The 26,652-nt window shown below is 66.8% G+C and carries 22 protein-coding genes; 8 read left to right on the forward strand and 14 right to left on the reverse strand.

All coding sequences use genetic code 11. The annotated features are described in order from the left end of the window. The first annotated feature begins 24 nt into the window (after positions 1–24). Positions 25–684 (forward strand): HTH-type transcriptional repressor FabR, encoded by a 660-nt coding sequence (fabR, locus tag AC3A57_RS00170; protein ID WP_487577013.1) that lies wholly within the window; start codon positions 25–27, stop codon positions 682–684. Positions 685–883: 199 nt separating this feature from the next. On the opposite strand, the gene AC3A57_RS00175 is transcribed toward fabR, so the two are convergent. From AC3A57_RS00175 to AC3A57_RS00225, 11 genes are all read right to left on the reverse strand, one after another. Further along, positions 884–1,864: a cyclase family protein gene (locus AC3A57_RS00175; protein WP_487577014.1), complete on the reverse strand. Its 981-nt coding sequence runs from the start codon at positions 1,862–1,864 to the stop codon at positions 884–886. A 143-nt stretch (positions 1,865–2,007) separates the two neighbouring features. Further along, the gene (locus tag AC3A57_RS00180) at positions 2,008–2,922 is read right to left on the reverse strand and encodes a LysR family transcriptional regulator (protein WP_487577015.1); all 915 of its coding nucleotides are present in this window, start codon (positions 2,920–2,922) and stop codon (positions 2,008–2,010) included. Positions 2,923–3,070: 148 nt separating this feature from the next. Then, positions 3,071–4,072 (reverse strand): hypothetical protein, encoded by a 1,002-nt coding sequence (locus AC3A57_RS00185; RefSeq protein WP_487577016.1) that lies wholly within the window; start codon positions 4,070–4,072, stop codon positions 3,071–3,073. Positions 4,073–4,429: 357 nt separating this feature from the next. Continuing rightward, on the reverse strand, positions 4,430–5,869 hold the full coding sequence (locus AC3A57_RS00190; RefSeq protein WP_487577017.1) for a hypothetical protein: 1,440 nt from the start codon (positions 5,867–5,869) through the stop codon (positions 4,430–4,432). Next, complete coding sequence (locus tag AC3A57_RS00195; protein ID WP_487577018.1) at positions 5,866–6,480, reverse strand: hypothetical protein; 615 nt, start codon at positions 6,478–6,480, stop codon at positions 5,866–5,868. Before AC3A57_RS00195 ends, AC3A57_RS00190 begins: the two co-directional genes overlap by 4 nt. Before the next feature lie 260 nt (positions 6,481–6,740). Then, positions 6,741–7,034, reverse strand: coding sequence for a hypothetical protein (locus AC3A57_RS00200; protein ID WP_487577019.1), 294 nt, complete (start codon positions 7,032–7,034; stop codon positions 6,741–6,743). A 107-nt stretch (positions 7,035–7,141) separates the two neighbouring features. Beyond that, positions 7,142–7,384, reverse strand: a complete 243-nt coding sequence (locus tag AC3A57_RS00205) for a helix-turn-helix domain-containing protein (RefSeq protein ID WP_487577020.1) — start codon at positions 7,382–7,384, stop codon at positions 7,142–7,144. Between the two features lie 99 nt (positions 7,385–7,483). Continuing rightward, positions 7,484–7,780 (reverse strand): hypothetical protein, encoded by a 297-nt coding sequence (locus AC3A57_RS00210; RefSeq protein WP_487577021.1) that lies wholly within the window; start codon positions 7,778–7,780, stop codon positions 7,484–7,486. Between the two features lie 106 nt (positions 7,781–7,886). Continuing rightward, positions 7,887–8,792, reverse strand: a complete 906-nt coding sequence (locus AC3A57_RS00215; protein WP_487577022.1) for a hypothetical protein — start codon at positions 8,790–8,792, stop codon at positions 7,887–7,889. A gap of 201 nt (positions 8,793–8,993) precedes the next feature. Continuing rightward, entirely contained in the window at positions 8,994–10,637 is a 1,644-nt protein-coding gene (locus AC3A57_RS00220; protein WP_487577694.1) for a M28 family metallopeptidase, read from the reverse strand. A gap of 216 nt (positions 10,638–10,853) precedes the next feature. Continuing rightward, positions 10,854–11,414 (reverse strand): GFA family protein, encoded by a 561-nt coding sequence (locus AC3A57_RS00225; RefSeq protein WP_487577023.1) that lies wholly within the window; start codon positions 11,412–11,414, stop codon positions 10,854–10,856. Positions 11,415–11,536: 122 nt separating this feature from the next. Between AC3A57_RS00225 and AC3A57_RS00230 the strand changes: the two genes are divergently transcribed. The 3 genes from AC3A57_RS00230 (at position 11,537) to AC3A57_RS00240 (ending at position 15,433) form a co-directional block, all read left to right on the forward strand. After that, positions 11,537–11,890 carry a winged helix-turn-helix transcriptional regulator gene (locus tag AC3A57_RS00230; protein WP_487577024.1) on the forward strand — a complete coding sequence of 118 codons (354 nt, stop codon included), beginning with the start codon at positions 11,537–11,539 and terminating at the stop codon, positions 11,888–11,890. 274 nt (positions 11,891–12,164) lie between these two features. Next, positions 12,165–13,064: a class A beta-lactamase gene (gene bla / locus AC3A57_RS00235; RefSeq protein WP_487577025.1), complete on the forward strand. Its 900-nt coding sequence runs from the start codon at positions 12,165–12,167 to the stop codon at positions 13,062–13,064. 260 nt (positions 13,065–13,324) lie between these two features. Further along, the gene (locus AC3A57_RS00240) at positions 13,325–15,433 is read left to right on the forward strand and encodes an NHL repeat-containing protein (RefSeq protein ID WP_487577026.1); all 2,109 of its coding nucleotides are present in this window, start codon (positions 13,325–13,327) and stop codon (positions 15,431–15,433) included. Positions 15,434–15,502: 69 nt separating this feature from the next. On the opposite strand, the gene AC3A57_RS00245 is transcribed toward AC3A57_RS00240, so the two are convergent. The 3 genes from AC3A57_RS00245 to AC3A57_RS00255 all read right to left on the reverse strand — a co-directional run bounded on the left by AC3A57_RS00245 (position 15,503) and on the right by AC3A57_RS00255 (position 18,490). Beyond that, positions 15,503–16,006, reverse strand: a complete 504-nt coding sequence (locus AC3A57_RS00245; protein WP_487577027.1) for a GNAT family N-acetyltransferase — start codon at positions 16,004–16,006, stop codon at positions 15,503–15,505. Positions 16,007–16,620: 614 nt separating this feature from the next. Further along, positions 16,621–17,238 (reverse strand): glutathione S-transferase family protein, encoded by a 618-nt coding sequence (locus AC3A57_RS00250; RefSeq protein WP_487577028.1) that lies wholly within the window; start codon positions 17,236–17,238, stop codon positions 16,621–16,623. Between the two features lie 148 nt (positions 17,239–17,386). Further along, complete coding sequence (locus AC3A57_RS00255) at positions 17,387–18,490, reverse strand: polysaccharide biosynthesis/export family protein (RefSeq protein WP_487577029.1); 1,104 nt, start codon at positions 18,488–18,490, stop codon at positions 17,387–17,389. A gap of 853 nt (positions 18,491–19,343) precedes the next feature. Between AC3A57_RS00255 and AC3A57_RS00260 the strand changes: the two genes are divergently transcribed. The 4 genes from AC3A57_RS00260 to wecC all read left to right on the forward strand — a co-directional run bounded on the left by AC3A57_RS00260 (position 19,344) and on the right by wecC (position 26,641). Then, a complete protein-coding gene (locus tag AC3A57_RS00260; RefSeq protein ID WP_487577030.1) occupies positions 19,344–19,778 on the forward strand; it encodes a low molecular weight protein-tyrosine-phosphatase in 435 nt (144 codons plus the stop codon). Positions 19,779–19,812: 34 nt separating this feature from the next. Next, positions 19,813–22,032 carry a polysaccharide biosynthesis tyrosine autokinase gene (locus tag AC3A57_RS00265; protein ID WP_487577031.1) on the forward strand — a complete coding sequence of 740 codons (2,220 nt, stop codon included), beginning with the start codon at positions 19,813–19,815 and terminating at the stop codon, positions 22,030–22,032. 842 nt (positions 22,033–22,874) lie between these two features. Further along, positions 22,875–25,238: a non-hydrolyzing UDP-N-acetylglucosamine 2-epimerase gene (gene wecB / locus AC3A57_RS00270; protein ID WP_487577032.1), complete on the forward strand. Its 2,364-nt coding sequence runs from the start codon at positions 22,875–22,877 to the stop codon at positions 25,236–25,238. A gap of 143 nt (positions 25,239–25,381) precedes the next feature. Further along, positions 25,382–26,641 (forward strand): UDP-N-acetyl-D-mannosamine dehydrogenase, encoded by a 1,260-nt coding sequence (gene wecC, locus AC3A57_RS00275; protein WP_487577033.1) that lies wholly within the window; start codon positions 25,382–25,384, stop codon positions 26,639–26,641. Positions 26,642–26,652: the final 11 nt, after the last annotated feature.

Genomic DNA, 26,652 nt, shown 5'->3' on the forward strand with positions numbered 1-26,652 from the left:
CCTGTGCCCGCCAGCCCGCCGCCCGTGAGCCAACGCCTCCACCCCGACATCGACGTCGATTCGCACCCGGGCCGCAAGGCGACCATTTCGCGCGAGGACCTGATCGCCGCCGCGCTCAAGCTGATCGGCCCGCATCGCAGCGTGTCCAGCCTGAGCCTGCGCGAGATCGCGCGCGAAGCCGGCATCGCCCCGAACAGCTTCTACCGCCAGTTCCGCGACACCGACGAATTGGCGGTAGCGCTGATCGACCTGGCGGGCCAGTCGCTGCGCAAGATCGTCGGCGAGGCGCGCCAGCGCGTCGCCACCCGCCGCAGCGCCGTGCGCAGCTCGATCGAAGCTTTCATGGAGCAATTGCGCGCGGATGACAAACTGCTGCACGTTCTGTTGCGCGAAGGCACGGTCGGCTCGGACGCATTCAAGCGCGCGGTCGACCGCGAGCTGTCGTTCTTCGAAGAAGAACTGCGGGTCGACCTGATCCGCCTGGCCGCCCACGACGGCGTGACCCTGCACGAACCGGCCCTGGTCGCCCGCTCGATCACCCGTTTGATCTTCGCCATGGGCGCCACCGCGATGGACATGACCCCGGAGAAGGACCGCGAACTCATCGAAGAGATGAGCACGATGGTGCGGATGATATTGGCCGGTTCGCGGGCGCTGGCGCAGCGCGGCCGCGCTGCGGGCTGATCGCCGGCGCGCTCGAGCGGCGACGCCGAGACCTGCGCGCCGCTCCTCTCTACGCAGCCCCGATGGCCTCCCCCCTTGAAAAAGGGGGCCAGGGGGACTTGCCTTTGCTCTTCTCTCAAGAAGCTTGGACCGGCTCGTTCTGCTGTTGCGCGAACCAGAGCGCGCGCATCGAGCGCGCGCTCCGCCACCGCAGCGGCGCTCAGCGCACCGGCAAGGCGATCGGCCGCAGCGGCGCGGCGTCGCCGCCGCGGATCTTCAGCGGCCCGCCGATGAAGGCGAACTCGTAGACCTTGTCGCGCGACAGTTCCTCCAGCGCGACCAGTTCGATGATCGGCACGCCGTGCTGGGCCAGCATATAGGTATGCACCGGGATGTAGTCGCCGGCGACTTCCGAGGGGAAGGTCTCCAGACTCAGGTTGTCGGCGCCGACGATCATCGCCCCGCCCTCTTCGACCAGGAACTTCGCCGCGTCCAGTCCCAGGCCGGGCGGGTTGGCCATGTAGCCGGCGGCGTCGCCGAAGCGCTGCATGCGGCCGGTGCGGATCAGCACCACGTCGCCGCGCTGCAGGCGCAGCTTCTGCTTGGCCAGCGCGTTGCGCAGGTCCTGGTGGGTGATGCGGTAGTTCTCCGGCAGCATCGGCAGGCCTTGCGCCGCGGCCACGTCGATCAGCACCCCGCGCGCGATCAGCGGCGGGAACTTCTCGATCCCGGTCTTCTTCCAGCCGCGGTCGCCCAGATGCTCGTCGGCGCTGAAGCCGTTCCAGATCTTGCCGTCCAGGCCGAAGTGATTGAGCGCGTCGATGTGGGTGCCGCTGTGGCTGTACATCGAGAACGCCGCGCCGGTGTAGCTGACCCGGTGGTTCATCTCCCGGCCGACGCCCATCGGGTCGTCGGCGATCGTGCCGCGCGGGGTGTGGGTCATCCAGAACTGGTAGTGCGGATCGCCCGCGGCCTGCCAGCTCGGCATGCCGATGTAGTAATCGGTGGCCAGGTCGTAGACCCGCTCGCCCTGCACCCGCGACAGGATCGCCGCGCGCGATTGCGGGGTGATCAGGTTGAGTCGGCCGATCTCGTCGTTCGGGCCCCAGGGGCTGGTGCCGACGCGGTCGGCGGCCTGGACGGAAGCGGCGACGCCCAGGGCCAGCAGGCCCAGGGTCGGCAGAAGAGTACGCAATTTCATTTCGGCTCCTGAAACGCGCCGGCCTCGTGGGCGGCGCTGACGTGGGGGCGGCGCCGCGAACCGCAGCGCCGGAACGACGTCAGGATGAGCCCCGCTCCCGCGGCGAAACAGCGCGCGCCGGTTGCGACAGTTTTCGCCCGCGCTCAGCAATCGGCCGGCGGCGGTTCCAACAACGGCGGCAGTTCCGCGGCCAGGAACTCGACCAGCGCCCGCACCTTGGGCTGCAGATGGCGCGTGGTCGGGTAGACCGCGTAGATCTGCCGCGGCGCGAAGCGATGATCCGGCAACACTCGCACCAGCCTGCCCGCCGCCATCGACGGCCGGGCCAGGAACGACGGCAGCGCGCCGATGCCCAGCCCGGCCTCGAGCAGGTCGCGCAGCACCAGGCTGTTGCCGACCGCCGCGCGCGGCAGGCCCTGCACCGCCACCGGCCCCTGCGGTCCTTCCAGCGGCCACACGCCCGGCGGCTCGGCCAGGCTGTAGTGCAACGACGCATGCCCCGCCAACGCCGCCGCATCGGCCGGCACGCCGTGTGCGGCCAAGTACGACGGCGACGCGCACAGCATTTGGCAGGCCTGCCCCAGCCGGCGCGCGATCAGCGACGAATCCGGCAACTGCGCGCGCAACCGGATCGACACGTCGAAGCCCTCGGCCACCGCATCCAGCAGGCGGTCTTCCAGCACGAGGTCCAGCTGCAGCTGCGGATAGCGCTGCAGGAACCGCGCCAGCAACGGCGACAGCACGCTCAACGCGAACGATAGCGGCGCATTGACCCGCAGCCGCCCGCTCACCTGCTGCGACTGCCCGCGCACCGAGGCTTCCAGCGCATCCAACTCGTCCAGCAAGCGCACGCATTCGCGGTAGTAGGCCTCGCCGACCTCGGTCAGGCCCATCCGCCGCGTCGTGCGCTGGATCAGCACCGCGCCCAGGTGCGACTCCAGCGCGCGCAACTGCTTGCTCAGGCCCGCCGCCGACACGCCCAGGTCCTCGGCCGCCTTGGCCAGACCGCCGAGTTCGACGATGCGGCGGAACGAGCGCATGAGGGTGAAGGAGTCCATGGGCGACTGAAAACAAGCGGGCCGCCATTGTCGGCGGCCCGCTCCTTCCAGCCAACACGCGCGGCCGAGATCAGGACCGGCCCGCCCCGCGAACGCGCCCCGCTGGGGGCAAGGCGACGACCGCGGAACGGGCGGAGGCTTCAGCGGCTTACTCGACCTTGACCAGCCCGCGCCAGGTGTTGCCGCCGCCGCTCATGACCGTGTCCGGCCAACCCAGCCACAGGTTGAGGTTGAACCAGTCCTCGTCGTCCTGGTGTACCCAGCCGTGCGCCAGCGCCCAGGGCTTGGGGAAGTTCGACGGTGCGTGCACGCCGTGGGCGAAGCCGAGCTTGGGGAAGCTGCCCATGTGGCCCAGCCACGAAGGCGCGCCGCCGTCGTAGTGGCAGTACCAGGTCATGGTGAAGTTGCCGAACTGCGCGCTCGGGAAGATCCCGCCCGAGTTCCAGTTCTGGTTGTTCCACAACTCGTTTTCCTGCAATCGGATCACCCGCCGCGCGCCCGAGGGGCACAGCGCGCCCAGGCTCAGCACCGCGTAGTCGTACTGGTTGCCGAAGTACGGCAAAGGCCGGTACGACAGCGCGCGCAGCGAATCGATGCGGCAATAGCGCCAGGTGGTGTTGTTGTTCGAGACGGTCGCGCCGATCCAGCCGCCGCGGCCGTTGGCGTTACGGCGGTCCTCGTCGTCGTGATGGAACTGCACCAACGGATACTGCGAGGGGCAGTTCAACCGCTCCGGAATCACCCCGATCGAGAACAGCCGCGGGTCCAGCCACGCCCACCAGCGCGCCAAGCCCGCCTTCGCCGTCTTGGCCGCGGCCGGAACGTAGGGCACGAACACCTCTTGCCCGTCGCGGATCTCGACCACGCAGGGCCCGTCGAACCCGATCGCCCGGCAGTAGCGCAGGGCCACGCCCTCGCCTTCCTCGGTCAGGAACTTCTCCGGATCGACCTGGGCGCTGTCCGGATAGCGCCGGTCCAGCTCGGCCATGTGATCGGCGAAGGCCTTGATCCGCGGCGGCATCTGCTCGAGGGTGGCGGCGTAGTCGCGCTCCTCCTGCGGGGTTTCCTCCTGCGAATCCTCGGCGAAGGCCGGCGGCGAGGCCGCCGCGGCCAGCGCCAGCCAAGCCAGACTCCATACGCTCTTGTTCATCACGCGATTCCTTTGAGAGAGAGACCGCCGGACCGGTGGCGGTCCGCCGCGCCGGCCCCGCCGGCAGGAATCACGCTAGGCCGCGCCCGCGGGCCGCGGCCAGGAACAATCCGGGAACGAATCGGCTCGGGATGGGAAGCGATGGGCGCACAATGCCGATGCAATCACAGGAAAAACCGACCTCGGTCGCATAGGCTTCGATGGCGCGGCGGACTCCTGCCGGGCCGCGCGCCGGGACTCACTTCGTGGGAATGCCATGGCGTGCTGGGCCGGCAGCACCGCTTCCAGCCACCCGACCATGCGCTTCGGCGCTCTAGTTGCGTTGGACGTTAAAAGGCGTGCCGGCGGGGCGTGCCTTCAATGCTGATGAGACATCCTGGGTCCAGCCTGGACTTGCGACTCCAGTTGCTGCGACCGCTCGTTCTGCTGCGCCTGCTGCAAACCGAGCTGCTCCACCTGAGCCAAGCTTCGCTCGACTGGAATTTGCACCGCTTTCGAGGCCTCTACGCTGGTCACGAACCGGGGTTCCCGGTCGCCATGCGGCAGGTACTCCGCGAATACATAAGTCTCGCCCGTGGCGGTGGGCCGGCCAATGGTGACCCGGTCCAACCGCTGACTGAGCGGGTCGGCCTTGTGCTCCACCAGCAACGCCGCCGCAATATTCCGGCTCTGCGCTTCATCCCAGCGCCCGTCAGCGCGCAGGGCGGAAAAGATCGTGCCGAGTACGGGCGGCTCCGGAACTGCGGATGCTCGCATAGCGGGCAAAACAACGTTCCCGGCCTCGACCTCGCCCGCCAGCGCACGTGGCGCATCGTTTCCCTCGCCAAGCGCGGTATGACGCGCCGTCGCCAGTTGCAGTTGGCCGTGGCTGGTATCGGTGAATCCGAACGAACGCCCGTCCAGGTCCAGTCCATTGCGTTCGATCTTACGGATGTCCAGTTCCAGCTCGGCCATGTTCAGGCGGACGTCGGCGGCGGTTTTTCCGCTCGATCTGGCGTAGGCATCTTCCGAGTGCCAGCGCTTTGCCACAACCTGGAACAGATCTACGCCGTTGTAGTTCTGGTACCCGGTGTCGCCATGAGGCCCCAAAGTACTCGACTTGTCGTGATAGCACTGGGCGATGGCTTCTACCGCAGATCGGTCATGGGCATCTTGGAAGCCGTACGTGTTCAAACGAATGCCTGGCGCCAAGGTCGGATCGTCAAGACCACGACGCGTCGCACAGGAGCTGACCGCGACCGCGCGGTCGGTGAAGTCGTCGAGCTTGAACTGGCCATCGTTCTCTACCCGAATGCGGCTAGCCAAAGCGTTCAAGCCCGTTTGTTCGGCCAGAGCTTCGTTGTAACGAATTTCGCTCAAATAGGCCTTGGCTGCGGACGTCAGATCGACAAAGGACTCGTTACCGGTCGCCTCTTGCAACCGCAGCTGCACCGTTTGCGCGAACCGATCCAGCGACTGCAATGCAACCGTCGACCGGATGGCGTGCGAGGCTTCGTGGCCCAGGGTCGCCGTCAACAGGTCGCCCTGCTGTTGCGGCGTATATCCGGGATCGTCCAGCGTGTTCGGCGACAGCAGGATAAATCTACTTTGGTAGTCGTAGCTTCCGGCTTGGTTCGGTTTGTTGCTTACCCCGATACCCAGCAAGCGGCCGCTCGCTGCCGCCCGATCGAGCATGATCGCCAGATACGGTGAGTTGACGATTGCGGCCTCGACTTTATCGATGTCGACCTGGCTTATGCCCGACCGCGTGTGCATTGCCTGGATCAGCCCCTGAACCCTAGGGGGAACATCGCTCATCCCCGGCTCCGATCAGCATTGACATCCACGCTCGAAACACAGGCGCGCCCTTCTTCGGTGCCATCGTCCACACGGTACAGATGCACTCCGATATAGATCGAGGTTCCGGCAGACGTCGAAGGGCGAACGAAGCCCCAACGCTCCAAATGCCTGACACCGCTCTTTCCCATGCTGTACCCCATCGCTACCAGTTCGTCGGCGAAGGGTTTGAAATCGAAGGTGCAGCTCCGAGGGGCATCGGGGGCGAATGTGATCTCGACGCTCTTACCTGGGGCGCCCTTGTACAACCGCTTCGAGCTTACGTAATACGATTCCAGATCGCGCACCTTGCCGACGGCGACGCCTTCGCCGATGGCCAGCAGTTCGGGAGCGAAGTGAATACCGAAGACCCGGCCGATATGCGCCGCCTCGGTCTGCAACGGGTCATTCAGACCCGACGCCAGTGTCAGCAACCTGGTACGCAACTCTGCCAACGACACGGCAGGCGCTACTACCTTCCGTCTGGGCACGGCGGGTGGCTTGGGATTGGCGCGCATCTGTGCCTGGTGAATGCGTTCGGCCGCTTCGACGGCCTCCACCGAAGCGGCAACGCCCGGATCGTTCGCGGCCATGGCTGGCTCCTGGCCCTTGGGTTCGCGTCCTGATGGCTGGGCGCAGGCGGACAATGTGCCTAGGCCCAGCGCCAGCCATAGCGGCCAAACGAATCGGCTCCGTTTCACACATCCTCCATGCCGTGCGGGGGCTGTGGTGAGGCTGCCCCAAGCGCGGTGAAGCTGCAAGGCGTACTTTTAGTTGCGCGCTAGACAGCAGCTTGCGCGAAATCGCTAGCCCCGCAATGGGTATTAGGTACCGAGCGCGTGAGGAAATGCGTTCAGGTCTGTCGCCTCGAATGCAATCGGTTCTTACGCCCTGACTCGACGGATGGTCCGCAGAGACTGACGCGCGACTTCAACTCCACCGCAAGCAGGCGTTGCTCATGTTCGGGCAACAAGCCGAAGGCCAGGATGACCTCCGCCAGATCACCGTTGTCGGCGTAGAGATAGGCCAATGGCACGCCGAAAACCTCAGCCCATTTGCGAACATCAGTCGGCACAACGTCGATGAAAGGTGCGTCAAGCCCCTTCAACGAAACCCGAGGTGCGGCAATCCTTTTGCGCACAGGCATGGTCGGTTCCTCTCATCACAAAGCGGCCTCAACTCCTTATACCCCAATTCGGGATATTCGTAAGCTGCTTGATTGTGCCGAGCAGCACCGCAATCGGAAGAAGGGCGCTACTTCTTAGCTTTTGTGATTTGACGAAGGATGTCGCCCGGATCCACTTCAAGGCAGGCACAGACGTGCATGAAGTCGATCACATCCAGCCGGCGCTCGCCCAGTTCGTACTTAGAGACGAAGGACTGAGCACGTCTGAGCTTCTGCGCAACCTGAACCTGAGTCAGGCCAGCACGTTCTCTAGCCTCTGCTAGCAACTGCCGGAGACGCTGGTATTCGGGCTGGGTGATAGATGTAGGCACGCCATAAGACTAAAGCCCAGGACCAAATAACCCATTTTGGGCTACTCGATCTTTTCAAACCAGTCCATTGACTACACACCAACCATCACCCGGGCGAACTCAATCCCTGGCAGATTCTATTGCACCCTTTAAAAGCATAATTACAGGTAAAGTGCTAAAACCCAGCATAATCAAATCCGAAGCCACCAACCAAGCCACCATCTCGATATATCTCTGGGTCGGCGCCACAAAAAAAAGCCGCAAAGAGACGCCAAAAGTAGCTATCAGTTCCAAAACAGTTAACCCCATAACTATTAGTAATGTTCTAAGATGCCCCTTTTTATGATACCGAACCAAGTGTCGCGAGCCGGCGGTAATACCAAACAACGCCAGGATCGCTGCCAGAAACCCCGCCATCGTAAATGCAAAGCTAGCTAGTAAGGATGCTAAAGACTCGACCCGCCCAGACGCTCCCCCGAGCACCTTGGCCGCATCGCATGGGACAAAACACAACACGGCTGCGCTAACGCTGTGGCTTAGCAGGATTATCGAGATCGGCAAACGTAGCTTTTTTAATAGCTGCATCTTCTCTCATCTCCCTGAGCTTTTCCTGAAGAAGAGCATTCTTCTTCATCTGATTGTCAAAATCCCTTTGTATTTTTCCGTCGCTATCGCCAGATATAGGATTGCGCACAATCCCCTGCCCCACTAAATACACATCTACAACCTTATCTGCCACTGCGGTAACTGCCCTGGCCTCGAAATCACTTACACCTGCCACACCAATATTATCGGAAACGCCTTGCAAGAACTTCTTGATATCACCCTTTCTTTTTTTTGGCCGAACAGATATTTCAACAGGGCCGATTTCTTCATAATTGACACCAAGCTCACCACCCAGAAACTCCATTAAATCTTGATGAAGCTTATTATCGCGCTGCAACTCCAAAGTAACTCGGCCAACACGCACCAGCTTTGATATATCCTTCCTCGCCATTTGATGGGTAAGCGCGACAACGTGAAATCTGTATGGGAGCGCCAAGGCCACAAAAACTTCATTCACATAATCAGCAAATACGGCACACCTTGGCGATAAAATCTTGCACGCGATCCCAAAAAAATCTTCACGAAAATTCACATATGACGCAAATCCCGCAGAATCATCCACAAGATACGCCTTCAGATCTGCCAAGGTCAGATTGTTTGAATCAATTTTTTTAATGATCTCATTGTCCAGCGTGTGAAGAAACATAAACTGATCGCCAACCGCATGAACAAGATAAAGCCGCTCTCCGTTATGAGTGAATTGCGCCTTGAATTTCGGCAACTTCCATGAGCAGTACTTCCTCAAGAATGGCCGAATATCCACCCAGTATTTCTTAGCCGAATTCCCTTTCGTAATATAATACTGATAATACGTTGCTTGCACGACGCCCCCTATACGCTATCGATGGCTTACCCATAGATTCACAGCCGCAAGCGACCCATAAAGTACTAAAGTCAGATCTCTGAGACTGCGACGCTTCTGAAGCCGTTACGTACTTTGAGGCAAAGATCGGCCATATCGTCAAAAAAAACCGCAGGAGATAGACTCCCGCGGTCTGAACATCTCTAGTGGACTTCAGATAGATTATTTGGCCGGCCGCTCGCCTGCCGTCTCATCCCGCGCCCCGCGGAACTCCGAGTCCTGGGCCCAGTTCGGCCAGCGGCGCGAGTTGGCCAGGTCGTTGCCGAGGGTGTAGAGGATCTGCAGGTCGCGGGCCATGCCGGTGAAGCTCCAGCTGGCTTCCCATTGGTCGGCCGGCTGGTGGTAGCGGTCCTTGACGTAGGCCTCGCTCTCGGCCTTGCCGGCTTCGACGCCGCCGTCGACCTTGTCCTCGCCCGAGCCGAACGACACCGCCGGCACGCCGCGCTTGGCGAAGGGGAAGTGGTCGGAGCGGAAGAAGTGACCGGCCTCCGGCTTGGGGTCGGTGACGTACTTGAGGCCCCAGCGCTGGGCGGTGGCGATCAGCTCGTCCAGCAGTTCCTGCTTGGCGCTGCCGGAGGTGGTGAAGTCGCGCGCCGGGCCGGTCGGGTCGAGCGCGTCGGTGTTGATCACCGCGACGGTCTTGGCCAGCGGGTACAGCGGCTTGGAGGCGTAGTACTCCGAGCCGAGCAGGCCTTTCTCTTCCGCGGTCACCGCCAGGAACACCACCGAGCGCTGCGGCTTCTTGCCCTTGGCGAAGGCGCGGCCCATCTCGATCAGGGCGGCGGTGCCGGTGGCGTTGTCGACCGCGCCGTTGTAGATGGTGTCGCCCTTGGCGTCGGGCGCGCCGACGCCGAGGTGGTCCCAGTGGGCGCTGTAGATGACGGTCTCGTCGGGCTTCTTGCTGCCGTCGATGCGGCCGACGATGTTCTGCGAGGTGATCACTTCGCTCTTGACCGCGTAGTTGGCCGACAAGGTCACGCCCTTGAGCGTCACCGGCTTGAACTCGCGGGTCCGGGCCTGCTGCTTGAGTTTTTCGAAGTCCAGGCCGGCGCTCTTGAACAGGCTCATCGCCAGGTCGCGCTGGATCCAGCCTTCCATGCTCGGATGGGCCTGGCCGGGCTGGTCGCGGACCACGTCGAACATGGTGTTGGTGTTGGAGTTCTTGACCGTGGCCCAGCCGTAGGAGGCCGGCTCGGTCTCGTGCACGATCAGCAGGCCGAGCGCGCCGCGGCGCGCGGCCTCCTCGTACTTGTAGGTCCAGCGGCCGTAGTAGGTCATGGCCTTGCCGCCGAAGTCGCCTTCGCCGGTGTCGAAATCCGGGTCGTTGATCAGCACGACCGCGATCTTGCCCTTGAGGTCGACGCCCTTGAAGTCGTCCCAGTCGCGCTCCGGCGCGCTGACGCCGTAACCGGCGAACACCAGCGGCGCGTTCTTGAAGGCGACGTTGTCGGCGCCGTTGAGCGCGGCGCGCACGGCGATTTCGTTGCCCTGGGTCAGCGCGCGCGACTTCTTCTTCACCGTCACGGTCAGCTTGGGCGAGCCCTCGATGTTGGAGCGCAGCAGCGGCACGGCCTGGGTCCACAGGCGCTTGCCGTCCTTGAGGTCGCCGCCGGGCTGCACGCCGGCCGCCTTGAGCTGGGCGACGACGTAGTCGATGGTCTTGGTCTCGCCGGCGGTGGCGGGGCCGCGGCCTTCGAACTCGTCGGAGGACAGCGCCTTCACTTCTTCGGACAGGCGCTTGGTGTCGAAGGTCGGCGCCTTCGGCGGCTTGGGCGCCTTGGCCGGCTTGGCGGCGAAAGCGGGCATCGACAGGGCGGCGGCGCAGAGCACCGCCAACGGTGTGGCGATCGGCAACTTCATGGGGAGGCCCTCGGGTGGTCGGGCCGATACTAGCCAGCCGCCCGGGGCCGGTCCATCGGCCAGAGGGCATGGCGCCGGGGCGGAAGGCGGATTTGCGTAGTTTGGCGTGAAGGCATCCGCCGGCGCGCAACGCGGGCGGGCGGCTTTGTAGGAGCACCGGTTTTACAACAAACGACAGTCGAGTTCGTACCAGCGGTGGCGGCGGGCGCTGCGGTGCAGCGCGCCGGGGGCGGCGAAGTCGGGGTCGGCGAAGGCGCCGATCGAAATCACCACCGCGTCGGACAAGGCTTCGGCTTCCATGTAGACCAGGCTGCCGCAACGTGGGCAGAAGCAATGCTCGACCCAGCGGCCGGCGTCGCTGCCGCGGCGCCAGCGGCGCGGCTCGCCGTCGACGGCGATGCGGTCCTTGGCGTAACGGGCGCGGTAGGAGAACGCCGACCCGGTGGCGCGCTGGCATTCCAGGCAGGCGCAGGCATAGACGCTGAGCGGTTCGCCGCGAGCGGTCACGCGCAGTTCGCCGCAGGCGCAGGCGGCGACGCGGGCGGGCGCTATCGCTGCGGCGGCATCAGCCGACGTGGCGGCCGGCGCTGCGGCGGATGCGCTGTTCGTCGGCATCGCGCCGCGGCGGTCGCCGCCATCGGCGAGCGCAGGGGTTCGCGCTTCGTTCGAGCCGGAGTAGCGGCCCTCGGCGCCATCGACCTCGTTCGCGGGGTCCGGGTTCATGTCCTGCTCCTGAAGCATTCGCGGCGGTCCGCCGCGCGCCGCACAGCGTGCCGCTCCCATCGACGCCCTGTAAATTAGCCACTTTCCGGTAAGCGCTTACCTGCACGTAAGGAGTCTTCGCGATGAAACGCCTGCCCGGCGACGCTTGCGGCCTGGCCACCGCGCTCAATGCGATCGGCGGCAAGTGGAAGACGATGATCCTGTGGGAGGTCAATCTGGCGCCGCGCCGCTTCGGCGAGCTGCGCCGCCTGCTGCCGGGGATCAGCGAGAAGGTGCTGACCGAGCAACTGCGCGAGATGGAGGCCGACCTGCTGGTCCGGCGCGAGGCGTTTCCGGGCGCGGTGCAGAAGGTGGTGTATTCGGTGACCGAGTACGGCATCGGCTTGAACGAGGCGGTCGCGGTGATGTCGGCCTGGGGCAAGGCGCACGAGGCGCGCCTGGCGCAGCGCGATGCCGCCCCTGTAGGAGCGGCGTGAGCCGCGACAGCCGAAGCGACGAAATACCCTGCTGACGGCCGAAGCGAAAACCGATGGACACCGCCGGTGGACCGCAGCCTCGGCGACGACGCTGACGCACACCGCTTCGGTGTCGCGGCCCATGCCCGAAGGAAATCCCGTGGGACGCCGCTCCTACAGGGACAGCATCGTCACGGCCGCTGCAAGAAAATCTTTCGGCAGCTCTTAGAAATCGTCGTTTGCGGCGATCGCGCGGCGGTTTCGATAATCGCCGCTCCTCCGAGGAGAGACTTCCATGCATCGACGCGACTTTTTGCAACGCAGCGGCGCCGCGTTGCTCGCCGCCGGTTTCGGCGGCTCCAGCTTCGCCCTGCTGGCGCGCTCGCCGGCCAAGGAGATCGGCGCGCATTGGACCGCGCAGCTGACCCGGCTGGAACGCGACAGCGGCGGCCGGCTGGGCGTGGCCGCGCTGGACACCGGCAACGGCCAGCGCCTGGCCTGGCGCGGCGGCGAACGCTTCCCGATGTGCAGCACCTTCAAGTTCCTGCTCGCGGCGGCGGTGCTGCGCGAGGTCGACCGCGGCAGGCTGGACCTGCAACGCAAGCTGCCGATCGCCAAGAGCGACATCATCGCTCACTCGCCGGTGACCGGGCCGCTGGTCGGCGTCGGCGCCAGCGTCGCCGCCCTGTGCGAGGCGACCATGACCCTCAGCGACAACGCCGCGGCCAATCTGCTGCTGCCGCTGATCGGCGGTCCGACCGGACTGACCCGCTTCCTGCGCGGCATCGGCGACCCGGTCACGCGCCTGGACCGGACCGAGCCCGAACTCAACGTGGTCGGCCCGGGCGACGAACGCGACACCACCTCGCCCGATGCGATGCTCGATAGCCTGCGCACGCTGGCGCTGGGCGACGCGCTCAAGCCGGCCTCGCGCGAACGACTGACCGCCTGGCTGGTGGCCAATAAGACCGGCGACAAGCGCCTGCGCGCGGGCCTGCCCGCCGGGCTCAAGGTCGGCGACAAGACCGGTACCGCCAACACCACGGCCAACGACCTCGCGGCGATCTGGCCGGCTGCGCCGCGCAAGCCCGTGCTGCTGACCTGCTACCTGACCGATGCCGGCAAGATCGACGCGGCCGGCCGCGACCAGGTGCATGCCGAAGTCGCGCGCACCCTGGCGCAGATCTGGCTGTAAGCCGGCCTTTGTCGGAGCGGCGTCAGCCGCGACCCACCACAGCGGTGTACGTCAGCGCCTTCGCCGAAGCCGCTGACCGCCAGCCCTGTCCACCGATCCTCGCTTCGGCGGCCGGCGCGGCTGTACGCCGCTTCGGCTGTCGCGGCTGACGCCGCTCCTACAGAAGCCCGGAGCGGGACACGGAACCCACCGCGCGTTCTAGAATCGGCCGATTCGCGAAAGCGCCGCCGGCCTGGGCGGCGCGCGCAATGAGGATGCGCATGACCCGAACCCATTGGCTGTGGCTGGCGATCGGCCTGACCGCGGCGGCCCTGGCCGCGACCTATGTCTACGAGTGGCAGCAACGCGAATCGGCGCCTGCCGCGCCGCGCGGCCCGGCGCCGACCCCGTTCGGCTGGCAGGGGCAGTTGCAATCGATCGCCGGCGACGGCATCGCCGGGCTGCGCGACGGCGCCGCGGCGCAGGCGCGCTTCGCCGATCCTTACGGCCTGGCGCGCGCCAGCGACGGCAGCCTGTACATCGCCGACGGCGGCGACAACAACCGCATCCGCCGGATCGCGCCGGACGGCCGAGTCAGCAGCTTCGCCGGCGGCGGCGAAGGCTTCGCCGACGGCAACGGCGCGGCGGCGAAGTTCCATACCCCGTCCGGCCTGGCCTTCGATCGGGCCGGCAATCTGTATGTCGCCGATACCGGCAATCACGCGATCCGCCGCATCACCCCGCAGGGCGCAGTCAGCACCGTCGCCGGCACCGGCGCGGCCGGCTATCGCGACGGGCCCGCGGCGCAGGCGCAATTCGACGGACCGGTCGGCGTCGCGGTCGACGCGCGCGGCCGGATCTTCGTGGCCGACACTTACAACGACCGCATTCGCGTGATCGGCACCGACGGCAACGTCAGCACCCTGGCCGGCGGCGCGCACCCGGGCTTCGTCGACGGCGCCGGCGCGACGGCGCGGTTCGACACCCCGACCGCGCTCGCGGTCGGCCTGCGCGGCACGGTGTGGGTCGCCGACACCCGCAACGACGCGATCCGCCGCATCGACGCGCAAGGCACGGTGACCACCCTGCCCGGCACCGGTCCCGACAGCGAGAGCGGCGCGCCGCACCGCCCGATCAGCCTGGCGCTGAGCCACGACGGCTTGCTCTACGTCGGCGAAATGACCTGGGGACGAGTGCTGCAGTTCAAGCCCGACGGGCAATGGCGGCCGATCAGCGGCCGCGAGCAGGCGCAGCGCCTGCCGCGTCCCTCCGGCCTGGTGCTGGACGGCGCCGGCGGCCTGTACGTCAACGACGCCGCCAGCTATCGCGTGCACCGCGTCGCCACCGCCTCGGCGCCGGCCTCGGCGTTGCCGCTGGAAGTCGGCCCGTCGCTGGACAACCCCTTGCCGGCCACCGCCGGGCGCTGGCCTTTGCGTCCGCAGGACGGCTGGCACGAAGTGGTCGGCACGCTCGGCGAAGTACGCGGCGACGGTCGCGGCGAAAGCCGCCACCACCTGCACGGCGGCCTGGATATTCGCGGCGACGTCGGCCAGGAGGTGCTGGCCATCGCCGACGCCAAGATCGGCAGCCCGGCCGCGGCCTGGGGCTATGGCGGACTCGGCGAAGGCCTGATGCTGGATGCGCTGAGCTATATCCATATGCGCGTCGGCCGCACTGCCCAGGGCCAGCCGCTGGACCCGCAGCGCTTCCAGGCCCTGACCGACGACGCCGGCGCGAAGCCGCGCATGCGCGTGCGCCGCGGCGCGCGCTTCCAAGCCGGCGACGCGCTGGGCACGATCAATCCGATGGCGCACGTGCACCTGGCCTACGGGCCGTTCGGCTTCGAGCGCAACGCCGCCCTGCTCGGCTTCGTCAACTACGCCGACAGCTACCCGCCGCGGATCGAGCGCATCCAGTTGCTCGACCCGTCCGAACAGCCGCTGGCCGAACGCCAGGACGGCCGCCTGCTGCTGTCGCGCGCCCTGCCCGGCGTGCACATCGTGGTCGAGGCCTGGGACCAGGTCGACCGCAACCTGCCGCGGCGCCGGCTGGGCCTGTACGCGCTCGGCTATCAGTGGCTGAGCGCGGCCGGGCAACCGCTGCCGGGCTACGAGAACCCGCGCATGAACATCCAGTTCGACCGCATGCCGGCCGCCGACGACGCGGTCAAGGTGGCCTATGCGCCGGACAGCGGCATCACCGTGCACGGCAGCGCGATCACCCGCTTCCGCTACATGGTCAGCAATACCGTGCGCGACGGCCGCCTGGCCGCGGGCAGCTATTCGCCGAGCGAACTGCCCGCGGGGGATTACCTGTTGCGGATCACCGCGCGCGACTACAGCGGCAACGTCGCCGCGGCCGGGCGCGATCTGGCGGTGCGGGTGCAGTAGGCGGATCGCGCACTCGGCGGCGACGCCGGGACATCCGGCCTCTCCGATCCGGCCGGGGCCGGACTTGGCTCAGCCGCGCTCGATCGCGTACAGCCGTTCCGGACGCGGGTCGCCGGCGAGCATCAGTTCGCCGGCGGGCCGCAAGCCGAGCTTGCGCAGCCAGGCGTCGGCGGCGACGTGATCGGGATCGATCGAGGCGATGATGCGGCGCAGGCCCAGGTGGTCGAAGCCGTAGTCGAGCACGGCCTGCGCGGCCTCGCTGCCGTAGCCGCGCCGCCACCAGGCCGGGGCCAGGCGCAGCATCAGTTCGGCCTCGCGGCCACCGTCGCCGGGACGCAGCGCGGTCAGGCTGGCGTAGCCGATCACCTGCTCGTCGGCGCGATCGGCGACCGCCCAGGTGCCGAGGCCGCGTTCGCCGGCCAGATGCGCGATCCAGCTCGCCGCGTACTGCGCCGGCTGCGCGCCGATGCGGCTGTAGCGCATCGCCTGCGGATCGCCGAACACCGCCTGCAGGGCGTCGGCATCGGACGCGAGCACGGGACGCAAGGACAGGCGGCTGCTACGGAGCATCATGGACGGCGATACGACGGCGGAGTGCAAGCCGCATTGTAGGCCGCGTGCGCGGCCGCGGCTTGTCCGCTTTCAGCCGGGAGTCATCGAAAGCGCACAGCGCGAACGACCGCATCGGCACAGTGCGTTCGTGCGCAAGGGCACGTAGCGCCGCCGCGCGCGTACATTCCGCGGCCCAGGCACGTGCGCGGCACGACCGCGGTCACGCCGGGACGGTGTGACGGCAGCACAGCGGGCTTGGAGATCCGCCTGGATGCAGCCCTGGGCTCCCGCCTGCGCGGGAACGACGGCAGGAGGGTCGAGCGGCGGCTGGACGGCTCCGCGCTGTACCGTCGCCACCCTTCGCGATAGCCGGATGCCTTGCCGCACCGTCATCCCAAGAGAGCAGGAAGTCTTGCCGCAGGTCATCCCCGCGGAAGCGGGGATCCAGAGACTTCAGCGCCTTGTCTCCGCCGGGCGAAGGGGCGCGCCGCAGAAGCGAACGAGTGCGTCTGCGCTGGCTTCCCTCACCCGTCCCTCTCCCGCAAGCGGGAGAGGGACTCGCGGTGCAAGGCTGCCGCTACGACCTCAGCGCCATCCCATTTTCCACTCCAACCACCCCGCTTGGACCGATGCGCTCACGCCGCCTGCGGCCAGGGCTCGGCCCAGGCCGGCAACGCCATCAGGCCGTCCAGCCAGGCCAACAGGTTCGGATAGCCGTGCAGGGGCATCTGCGCCTGGCGCCAGTCGCAGGCCATCGACGCGGCCTGGAAGTCGGCGATGGTCAGGCGGCCGCAGGCGAGATGGCGACGGCCGGCCAGATGATCGTCGAGCACGCGCGCGTAGCGGTGCAGCGCGGCTTCGCTGGCGGCCAGCAGGTCCGGGTCCTGCTCGCCGATGCCGAACTGCGGTTTGACCACGCGTTCGAAGTAGAACGGCGACACCGCCGGGTCCCAATGCTGATCGTTCCACGACAGCCAACGCAGCACTTCGATCTGTTCGTCCGCTCGGCTCGGCCACAACTCGGAGCCGGCGCGCCGGCACAGGTAGGCCATGATCGCCGACGACTCCCACAGCGCGTAGTCGCCGTCGACCAACAAAGGCGCCTTGCGGTTGGGATTGAGCGCGGCGTAGTCGGCGGCCTGCAGTTCGCCGGCCATCAAGTCCTTTTCGACCAGCTCGACCTCCAGGCGCAGATGCTTGGCCAGGGCGAGGACGCGGCGCGGGGCCTGGGTGCGGATCCAGTAGATCTTCATGCGTAGCGATTCCTTGGGAGGTATCGGTACGACGAAGCGGGGGACGGCGGATCGACAGGGGGCGTGCGGGAAGAGCGAAAGCAAATCCCGCGCCCCCCTTTTCAAAGGGGGGAAAGGCTCGATGGCGAACGGGATTACGCCGCCAGGCTCAGCGCTCCAGCAGGTCCTGGGTATTGGCCGAGTTGTTCAGGATGTTGGAGAACGGCAGCAGCTGGTTGACGAAGCGGTTCCAGCGGGTGACGCCGGCCGGGCCGACGAACACCACGTCGCCGGGCCTGACCGAGAACTGACTCGCCAGGGCGAAGGTCGCCGGCGACTTGGCCGCGAGGTGATAGATCTTGGCCGGCTGCTCGCGCAGGTCCTGGCTGCCGCCGCGGATCACGTACACCGCGTCGCCGTTGGCGGTCAGCGGGTTGAGCCCGCCGGCGCGGCCGAGCACTTGACTCAGGCTCATGTCGGTGGTCTTGAAGCCGATCGCCGCCGGGCGCACCACTTCGCCGACCACATAGACTTCCTTGCGGTCGTTGTAGGGCAGATAGATGTGGTCGCCGGCCTTGAGGAAGATGTCCGGCGCGACCGAGGTGCGGTTGAGCGCGTCCAGGTCGAGCGGGTACTGGTGGCCGTCGCGGGTCAGCACCAGGCCGGACAGGTCCGCGCGCAACGGGTCGATGGTGGCCGCGCCGATCGCCTGGGCCAGGGTCAGCGGGGTGGCGGTGATGCGCTGGCGCTCGGTCTTCACGAACGCGCCCTGCAGAGTCACCTGCTGGCTGCCGTAGTCGATCACGGTGACGTCGACCTGCGGCGACTCGACCACCGCCGCGATGCGCTGGGTGATCAGCGAGCGCAGTTCCTCGATGGTCTTGCCGCGCGCCTGGATCACGCCGACATAGGGATAGAACAGGGTGCCGTCCGGGCGCACCAGGCGGCCGTTGGCGGCCGGCTGCTGCTGGTTGCCGGCCGGCGAGGTCAGCTCGGGGTGGTCCCAGATGGTGATGTACAAGGTGTCGCCGGCGCCGATCCGGTAGGCCTCGGGCTGATAGTCGAGCAGCTCCGCCGGCACCGCCGCGGTATCCGCCGAGGCGCGCTCGCTGGCCACCAACTGAGCGTTGATCGGCACCAGCTCGACCTCGTCGGCCTGCAACGCGTCGCCGCGCAGCAGTTGGTTCGGGCTCATGTGCTGGCCCGGCGCCCACATGCAGCCGTTGAGTCCGATGGCGGCCAACAGCGCCATGCCAACTGAAAGCTTTCTCATGAACGAATCTGTCTCTAGGTCGTGGTCTTGCCGAGATGAAGCCGGCCGTGGTGAAGCCGCAAACGCGCGCTGCGACGCCGGCCGCGCCGCCTTCCCTGCGGTGCGACACGGCCAACCGAGCGCGAAAGCCCGCCAGCGTTGCTTCGGCAACGAAGTACGGACGTCGAAAGTGGAACGCTGCGCCGGAACTGGCGCAGCCGTGGCGGAAACCGGATCGGCCGGCCCGATGGACGGGGCGCAGGGACGAGATCGGTGACGCGAATCTGTGGCGGGACGTGACTCCTGATGTTGCGTGCGAACGGATCGCGCGAGTTAGCCCCTGGGCGCAGTATAGCCAGCGACGGCGGCTGCGGCGGGAGGCGACGGCTTCGGTAAGAGCATCGCATCACAGTTATGAATCCTCGCTACCCGCGGACAACCGGCCGCAGAGCGCACGGCATCGGCGTATGACGCGGCGATGACGAGCGCGCCGTTCGATGCATCGCGCGGCCGCGCATTCGGGTTTCGTTCACTTGCGTCGCCGCGGCCCGTGCGCATCGCCGCAAACGCAACAGCGGCGGGGATTCGCCGCGCGCGAGGCCTCGTTCACGATTGCGCGCTCGGCGCGAGTTCGCGGGTGACCGACGTCACGTCTCGACGGTCGCGCCGGCATCGGCGGTTGACCCTGCCGGAGGCGGCTCGTACATTCCGCACCGTCGTAATTCGATGCACCGCAGCATCGCGGCCCCCGCGTGTCGGCATGCGTCGCTGTTCGGTTCACTGCCGGGCGAACGGTCCTCCGGGCCGGTCGCGCCATCAACCAAACGCTGTCGGCGCCGTGCGCGCCGTGGTTCAACAGTGAGACGTAGCGCGCGTGTTCAAACGGGTATTGATGGTCTGCATCGGCAACATCTGCCGGAGCCCAACCGCCGAAGTGCTGCTGCGGCATCGTATGCAAGGCAAGGACATCGTCGTCGAATCGGCCGGGCTGGCGGCATTGCGCGGCCATCCGATCGACGCCACCGCCCTGGCCCTGCTCGAACAGCACGGCCTGGACGGTACGTTGCACAAGGCGCGGCAGATCGATCGCGAGATCATCGACGCCGCCGACCTGATCCTTACGATGGAACGTAAGCACCTCGACGGCGTGCTGGCGCTTGCGCCGCACGCGCGGGGGAAGACGTTTCTGCTGGGCAAGTGGTTGGACGATGCCGGCGTGCCGGATCCCTACCGCCAGTCGCACAGCGCGTTCGAACGGGCCTACCAGCTGATCAACTCAGGGGTGAGTAGCTGGGTGCCCTACTTATGACGTAGGACTCCAACTTTTTTAAGGCCCTCACCCCATGCCGACCAGTTCCGCCGCCCTCGACGTTCAACGGGACGGCAACGAAGAAATCGACCTGGCCGCCCTGCTCGGCACGCTGATCGACCACAAGTGGCTGATCGCCGGCGTGACCGCGGCCGGTTTCGCTCTCGGCACCGCTTACGCCCTGCTCGCGCCGCCGGTGTACCAGGCCAACGCGATGATCCAGGTCGAGCCGAACACGCCGACCCTGCCGGGTCTGGACGCGGTGTCCCAGGTGCTGACCGATTCGGCGCCGCAGGCGGTGACCGAAATCGCCCTGCTGACCTCGCGCACCGTGCTCGGCAAGGCGGTCGACGACCTGCGCCTGGACGTGCAGGTCGAACCCAAACGGTTCCCGCTGATCGGCGGGGTGATCTCGCGTCGCTACGAGCCGGCGACGCCCGGCGCGGTGGCCGAGCCCTGGTTCGGCCTGGACGGCTACGGCTGGGGCGGCGAGCATCTGGACGTGTTCAAGCTGTCGGTGCCCGACGCGCTGGTCGGCACCGAGATGGAGCTGGTCGCCGACCAGGCCGGCGGCTACCGTCTCTACGACGAGGACGGCGGCCTGCTGCTCAACGGCAAGGTCGGCGAGGAAGCCAGCGGCCGCGGGGTCAAGCTCACGGTCAAGGCGCTGGCGGCCAATCCGGGCATGCGCTTCGAAGTGATCAAGCTGCAATCGCTGGCGATCATCACCTCGCTGCAGCGCAACCTGACCGCCGGCGAGAAGGCCAAGGACTCGGGCATCATCCAGCTCAGCTACGAGCTGCCCGATCCGGTCAAGGCCACCCAGACCCTGGACGCGATCACCCGCCAGTACACCCGACAGAACGTAGAGCGCAACTCGGCCGAAGCCGCCAACCGGCTGGTATTCGTCAAGGAACAACTGCCCAACGTACGCCGCGAACTGGAAAAATCCGAGCAGGCGCTCAACGCCTATCAGTCGCAGTCGCATTCGGTCGACATCAGCCTGGAAACCAAGTCCTACCTGGACCAAATCGTCTCGCTCGATACCAGCATCTCGCAGCTGAAGATGCAGCAGGCCGAAGTCAGCCGCCGCTACACCCCCGCGCACCCGGCCTACCGCGCGCTGATGGCGCAGCTGGGCGAGCTGGAAGGGCGCAAGAACGAGATGAGCAAGCGCATCGAAGGCTTGCCGGAAACCCAGCAGGAACTGTTGCGCCTGACCCGCGACGTGCAGGTCGGCACCCAGACCTACACCAACCTGCTCAACCAGGCGCAGCAGCTCGACATCGCCCGCGCCGGCACGGTCGGCAACGCGCGCATCGTCGACCGCGCCGTGGTCGACGTCAGCCAGCCGGTCAAGCCCAAGCGGCTGATGATCGTGGTCATCGCGACCTTCCTCGGCGGCGCCTTGGCGATGGCCTGGATCCTGCTGCGCCAATTGCTCAACCGCGGAATCGAGGACGCCAAGGAGATCGAGCAGCTCGGCCTGCCGGTGTACGCGTCGGTGCCGATGAGCACCTATCAGCGCGATCACGAAAGCGTCGACAAGCACGCGCGCACGCCGTCGAAGATCAGCCGTGCGCGGCTGCTGGCGGTGGACGCCCCGGGCGATCTGGCGATAGAGGCGATCCGCGCCCTGCGCACCGGCCTGCACTTCGCCCGACTGGAGGCCAAGAACAACGTCCTGATGATCTGCGGCGCCAGCCCGAACGCCGGCAAGACCTTCGTCTCGACCAACCTGGCCACGGTGATCGCCCAGGGCGGCCAGCGCGTGCTGCTGATCGACGCCGACCTGCGCCGCGGCACCCTGCACCGGGTGATGGGGCTGAACGGACAGGAGGGGCTGTCGGACCTGCTGACCGGGCGCATCGACTTCAACAGGGCGGTGCACGCCTCCTCGGTCGAAGGCCTGCACTTCATCGCCCGCGGCCAGGTTCCGCCGAACCCGTCCGAGCTGCTGATGCATCCGAACTTCCCGGCGCTGCTGAACACCGCGTCGCAGCGCTACGACCTGGTGATCGTCGACACGCCGCCGATCCTGGCGGTGACCGATGCGGCCATCGTCGGCCGCCACACCGGCACCAACCTGCTGGTCGCGCGCTTCGGCTTCAACACCGCCAAGGACATCGCGGTGGCCAAGCAGCGCTTCGAGCAGAACGGCATCGAGCTCAAGGGCTCGATCCTCAACGCGGTCGAACGCCGCCACGGCGCTTATCACGCTTACGGCTACGATTATTCTCCGATCGAAAAATGATCGGCGGCCCGCGTTCGCGCGGGCATCGCGCCAACGCGCCGCCGCCCGCCGAACCGTCTACGCGAAGCGCCACGCCGGTTAGCGCATCGCCCACGCACGCTCACGCGGGTTCGCGAATCCGCTCGCAATTTTTCGCCGACCGATGAACGAAAGCAAAACGAAGAACGGCTCGAAGCGCATTGCGCGCACCCTGGAAGTGAAGGAAAACCCCGCTAAAAATAGGGTTTTCGCAGATTCATTTGCGGATAACGAAATCGCATAAGGCGAACTACGCAATGCGTAAACGCGACGCATCGACGCGCGACCGCACATTGCCGCGTAACGCCGCCGTTATTCCGCGCCGCGCATCGCAAACGCGATTTGATCGAAGACAGCAAGCGCGATCCGCCGGATGAATCGCAGCTGACACAAAGCAGATTCGCGCACGAATCGGCCCCGTCACCGCGACCGCACAACAAAAAGCCTTACGGTTTCACAGTATTGATCGCGCGACGAATGGCAGTCTATTCGCACTAAACAGCAGTTCGCGCGCACTCGTAGGGGGAGCGCGACGCGGACGCGGACCGACGAGATGTCATAAAGATCGGGCACAAGAGCAAGAGCGGAACGTTGTACGTAGCGCATCGAACCCACGGCGGACGGACGCGCCACTTCAATCCACCCCTACCACCACAGCGACAACAACCCAGCATCGCTTCGCCCGACGCGGCCTCGCCGCTGCGTCTGGCTGCGGCACCACTACGACTCTTAGAAAATTCAGAACACATCGATGGATGATCGACCGCGGGGGGCGGCGATCGTTGGCTTTGTCTAACGAAGACTTATTCCCCGGACCTTACGTCATGCTGGACACCAAGATCGCGATCGCATGCGCCCTGGCGCTGTGCATCACAGGCATCGCCATCTACGCGATGCGCCCCCTGGCCAAGTCGTTCGGCCTGGTCGACCGCCCTGGCCAACGCAAGCGGCACCAAGGCGACATCCCGCTGATCGGCGGGCTGGCGATTTTCGCCGGTCTGTTGTGCGGGGCCGCCTTGCTCGGCCTGGCCGACCGCTTCACCCTGTCGCTGCTCGGCAGCACCGCGCTGATCGTCATCGTCGGCGCGATCGACGACTCCAAGGACCTCAGCGTGCGCGCGCGTCTGCTGGTGCAGAGCGGCGCCTGCGTGCTGATGATGATCGGCAGCGGCTTGTACCTGAACGACCTGGGCAACCTGTTCGGCCGCGGCCCGCTCTCGCTCGGCCTGCTCGGCGTGCCGTTGACGGTGATCGGCGTGGTCGGCCTGATCAACGCCTTCAACATGCTCGACGGCATCGACGGACTCGCCGGCAGCCTGACCCTGGTCTCGATCGTCGCGATCATGCTGTTCGCCGACGGCGTCGCGCCCTCGTCGATTTCGCTGCCGCTGCTGCCGGTGCTGTTCGCGGCGATCGTGCCCTACCTGTTCGCCAACCTCGGTCTGTGGCGCGGGCACAAGATCTTCATGGGCGACGCCGGCAGCATGGCGATCGGCTACCTGCTGGCCTGGAGCCTGGTGTATCTGAGCCAGCGTGGCGGCGCGCGGCTGGACGCGGCCGACGCCCTGTGGTGCGTGGCGCTGCCGGTGCTGGACACCCTGGCGGTGATGTACCGGCGCATGCGCAAGGGCCTGTCGCCGTTCAAGCCGGACCGCCAGCACCTGCACTACATGCTGCTCGACAGCGGCTGCTCGCCGCGCACCGCGCTGGCGATCCTGGTGGTGACCGCGACCGCCCTGGCGGCGGTCGGCTATTCGTTGCGCAACCTGCCGCTGGGCGTGGACCTGGCGATCTTCGCCGCGCTGCTGATCGCCTACACCGTCGGCCTGACCCACGGCTGGAAGTTCGAGCCGCGCCTGCCGAGCTGGCGCCCGGAGAACGACGCGATGGAGCTGGAAGCCGCGCATGCGCCGGGCCTGAGCCTGCCCGACGCCGCCGTCCTGCCCGCGCACGCGCGCACCGGCCTGGCCGAGGACGCCTCGGCGGTGACCAAGCTGCCGGCCGCGGCGCCGGCCGCCGCCGCGGTCGCCGCGCCGCGCAAGATCAAGACCCTGTGCGTGTTCGGCACTCGTCCGGAAGCGATCAAGATGGCGCCGCTGGCGCTGATGCTGAACGCCGATCCGCGCTTCGAAGCGCGGGTGTGCGTGACCGGCCAGCATCGGCAGATGCTCGACCAGGTGCTGAGCCTGTTCGACATCCAGCCCGATTACGACCTGGCGATCATGAAGCCGGGCCAGGACCTGACCGACATCACCACCGCGATCCTGACCGGCATGAAGAAGGTGCTGGCCGAGCTGAAGCCGGACGTGGTGCTGGTGCACGGCGACACCTCCACCACCATGGCGACCACCCTGGCGGCCTATTACCAGCAGGTGCCGGTGGCCCACGTCGAGGCCGGCTTGCGCACCGGCAACCTGTACTCGCCGTGGCCGGAAGAAGCCAACCGCAAGCTCACCGGCGCGCTCGCGGCGATGCACTTCGCCCCGACCGACCTGTCGATGCAGAACCTGCGCGCCGAAGGCATCGCCGCCGACCGCATCTCGATCACCGGCAACACCGTGATCGACGCGCTGAAGGAAGTCGTGCACCGGATCGAGCGCACCGACTCGTTGCGCGAGCAGCTGTCGCAGCAGTTCGGCTTCCTCGACCCGAAGCGGCGCATGATCCTGGTCACCGGCCATCGCCGCGAAAGCTTCGGCGGCGGTTTCGAGCGGATCTGCCACGCCCTGCGCGACATCGCCCTGCGCCACCCGGACGTGGACATCGTCTACCCCGTGCACCTCAATCCGCAGGTGCGCGAGCCGGTCAACCGCCTGCTGCGCGACATCAAGCAGATCCACCTGATCGAGCCGCTGGACTACCTGCCGTTCGTGTACCTGATGAACGCCGCCCACATCATCCTCACCGACTCCGGCGGCATCCAGGAAGAAGCGCCCTCGCTGGGCAAGCCGGTGCTGGTGATGCGCGACACCACCGAGCGCCCGGAAGCGGTCGCCGCCGGCACGGTCAAGCTGGTCGGCACCGACCGCCAACTGATCGCCGACGGCGTCAGCGCCCTGCTCAGCGACCGCTCGGCCTACGAGGCAATGAGCTTCGCCCACAACCCCTACGGCGACGGCAAGGCCTGCGAACGCATCGTCGAGGCGCTGGCCACGATCAAGGTCGAGGTCTCGCAGTTGGCCGCCTGATCCGCGCCCCATCCATCGGGCGCGGGCCGTTCCGGCGCGCGCGACGCACAGGCGGCGAGATCCCTCGCCGCCTTGTGCGTTGAACGAACCGGCCGCCCGCGCCGCCGCATCCCCCCGCTCCACGGGAGCACCTCGGAGTCCTTATGCAATTCGAAACCGTTTCGGTCATCGGCCTGGGTTACATCGGCCTGCCCACCGCCGCCGCGTTCTGCGCCGCCGGCAAGCGCGTGATCGGCGTCGACGTCAACCGTCGCGCGGTCGAGACCATCAACCGCGGCGAGATCCACATCTTCGAGCCCGAGCTCGACGTCGCCGTGTACGCCGCGGTCAACAAGGGCCTGCTGCGCGCCACCGACACGCCGCAGGCCGCCGACGCGTTCCTGATCGCGGTGCCGACCCCGTTCAAGGGCGACCACCAGCCCGACCTGAGCTACATCGAGGCCGCCGCCAAGGCGCTGGCGCCGGTGCTGGCCAAGGGCAACCTGATCGTGCTCGAATCGACCTCCCCGGTCGGCGCCACCGAACAGTTGGCCGCATGGCTGGCCGCCGCGCGTCCGGACCTGAGCTTCCCGCAGCAGGCCGGCGCCCAGGCCGACGTCAACGTCGCCTACTGCCCGGAGCGCGTGCTGCCGGGCCACGTGATGCGCGAGCTGATCGAGAACGACCGCATCATCGGCGGCATGACCCCGCGCTGCGCCGAACGCGCCTGCGAGCTGTACCGGGCCTTCGTCCGCGGCGAGTGCATCGTCACCGACGCGCGCACCGCCGAGATGTGCAAGCTGACCGAGAACGCGTTCCGCGACGTCAACATCGCCTTCGCCAACGAGCTGTCGATCATCTCCGACAAATTCGGGATCAACGTCTGGGAGCTGGTGCGCCTGGCCAACCGCCATCCGCGGGTCAACATCCTGCAGCCCGGCCCGGGGGTCGGCGGCCACTGCATCGCGGTCGACCCGTGGTTCATCGTCGACAGCGCGCCGGAAGAAGCGCGCCTGATCCGCACCGCGCGCGAGGTCAACAACAGCAAGCCGCACTGGGTGATGGACAAGGTCGACGCCGCCATCGCCGAGGCCAAGGCCGCCGGCAAGGAAGACAAGAACCTGACCATCGCGGTGTTCGGCCTGTCGTTCAAGCCCGACATCGACGACCTGCGCGAAAGCCCGGCGCTGGACATCGCGATCGAGCTGGCCCAGCGCCATCCGGGCAAGGTGCTCGCGGTCGAGCCGCACATCGACGTCCTGCCGGAGAAGCTCAAGTCCTCGCCGAACGTGATCCTGGTGGACTTCCCGACCGCCAGCGCCCAGGCCGACATCGGCCTGCTGCTGGTCGACCACAAGCCGTTCAAGGAGCAGGCGGCGCCGACCCATCTGCGCCTGGTCGACACCAAGGGCATTTGGACCTGAGCCCGGCGCCG

The organism is Lysobacter sp. Soil_C_15, from assembly GCF_057657315.1.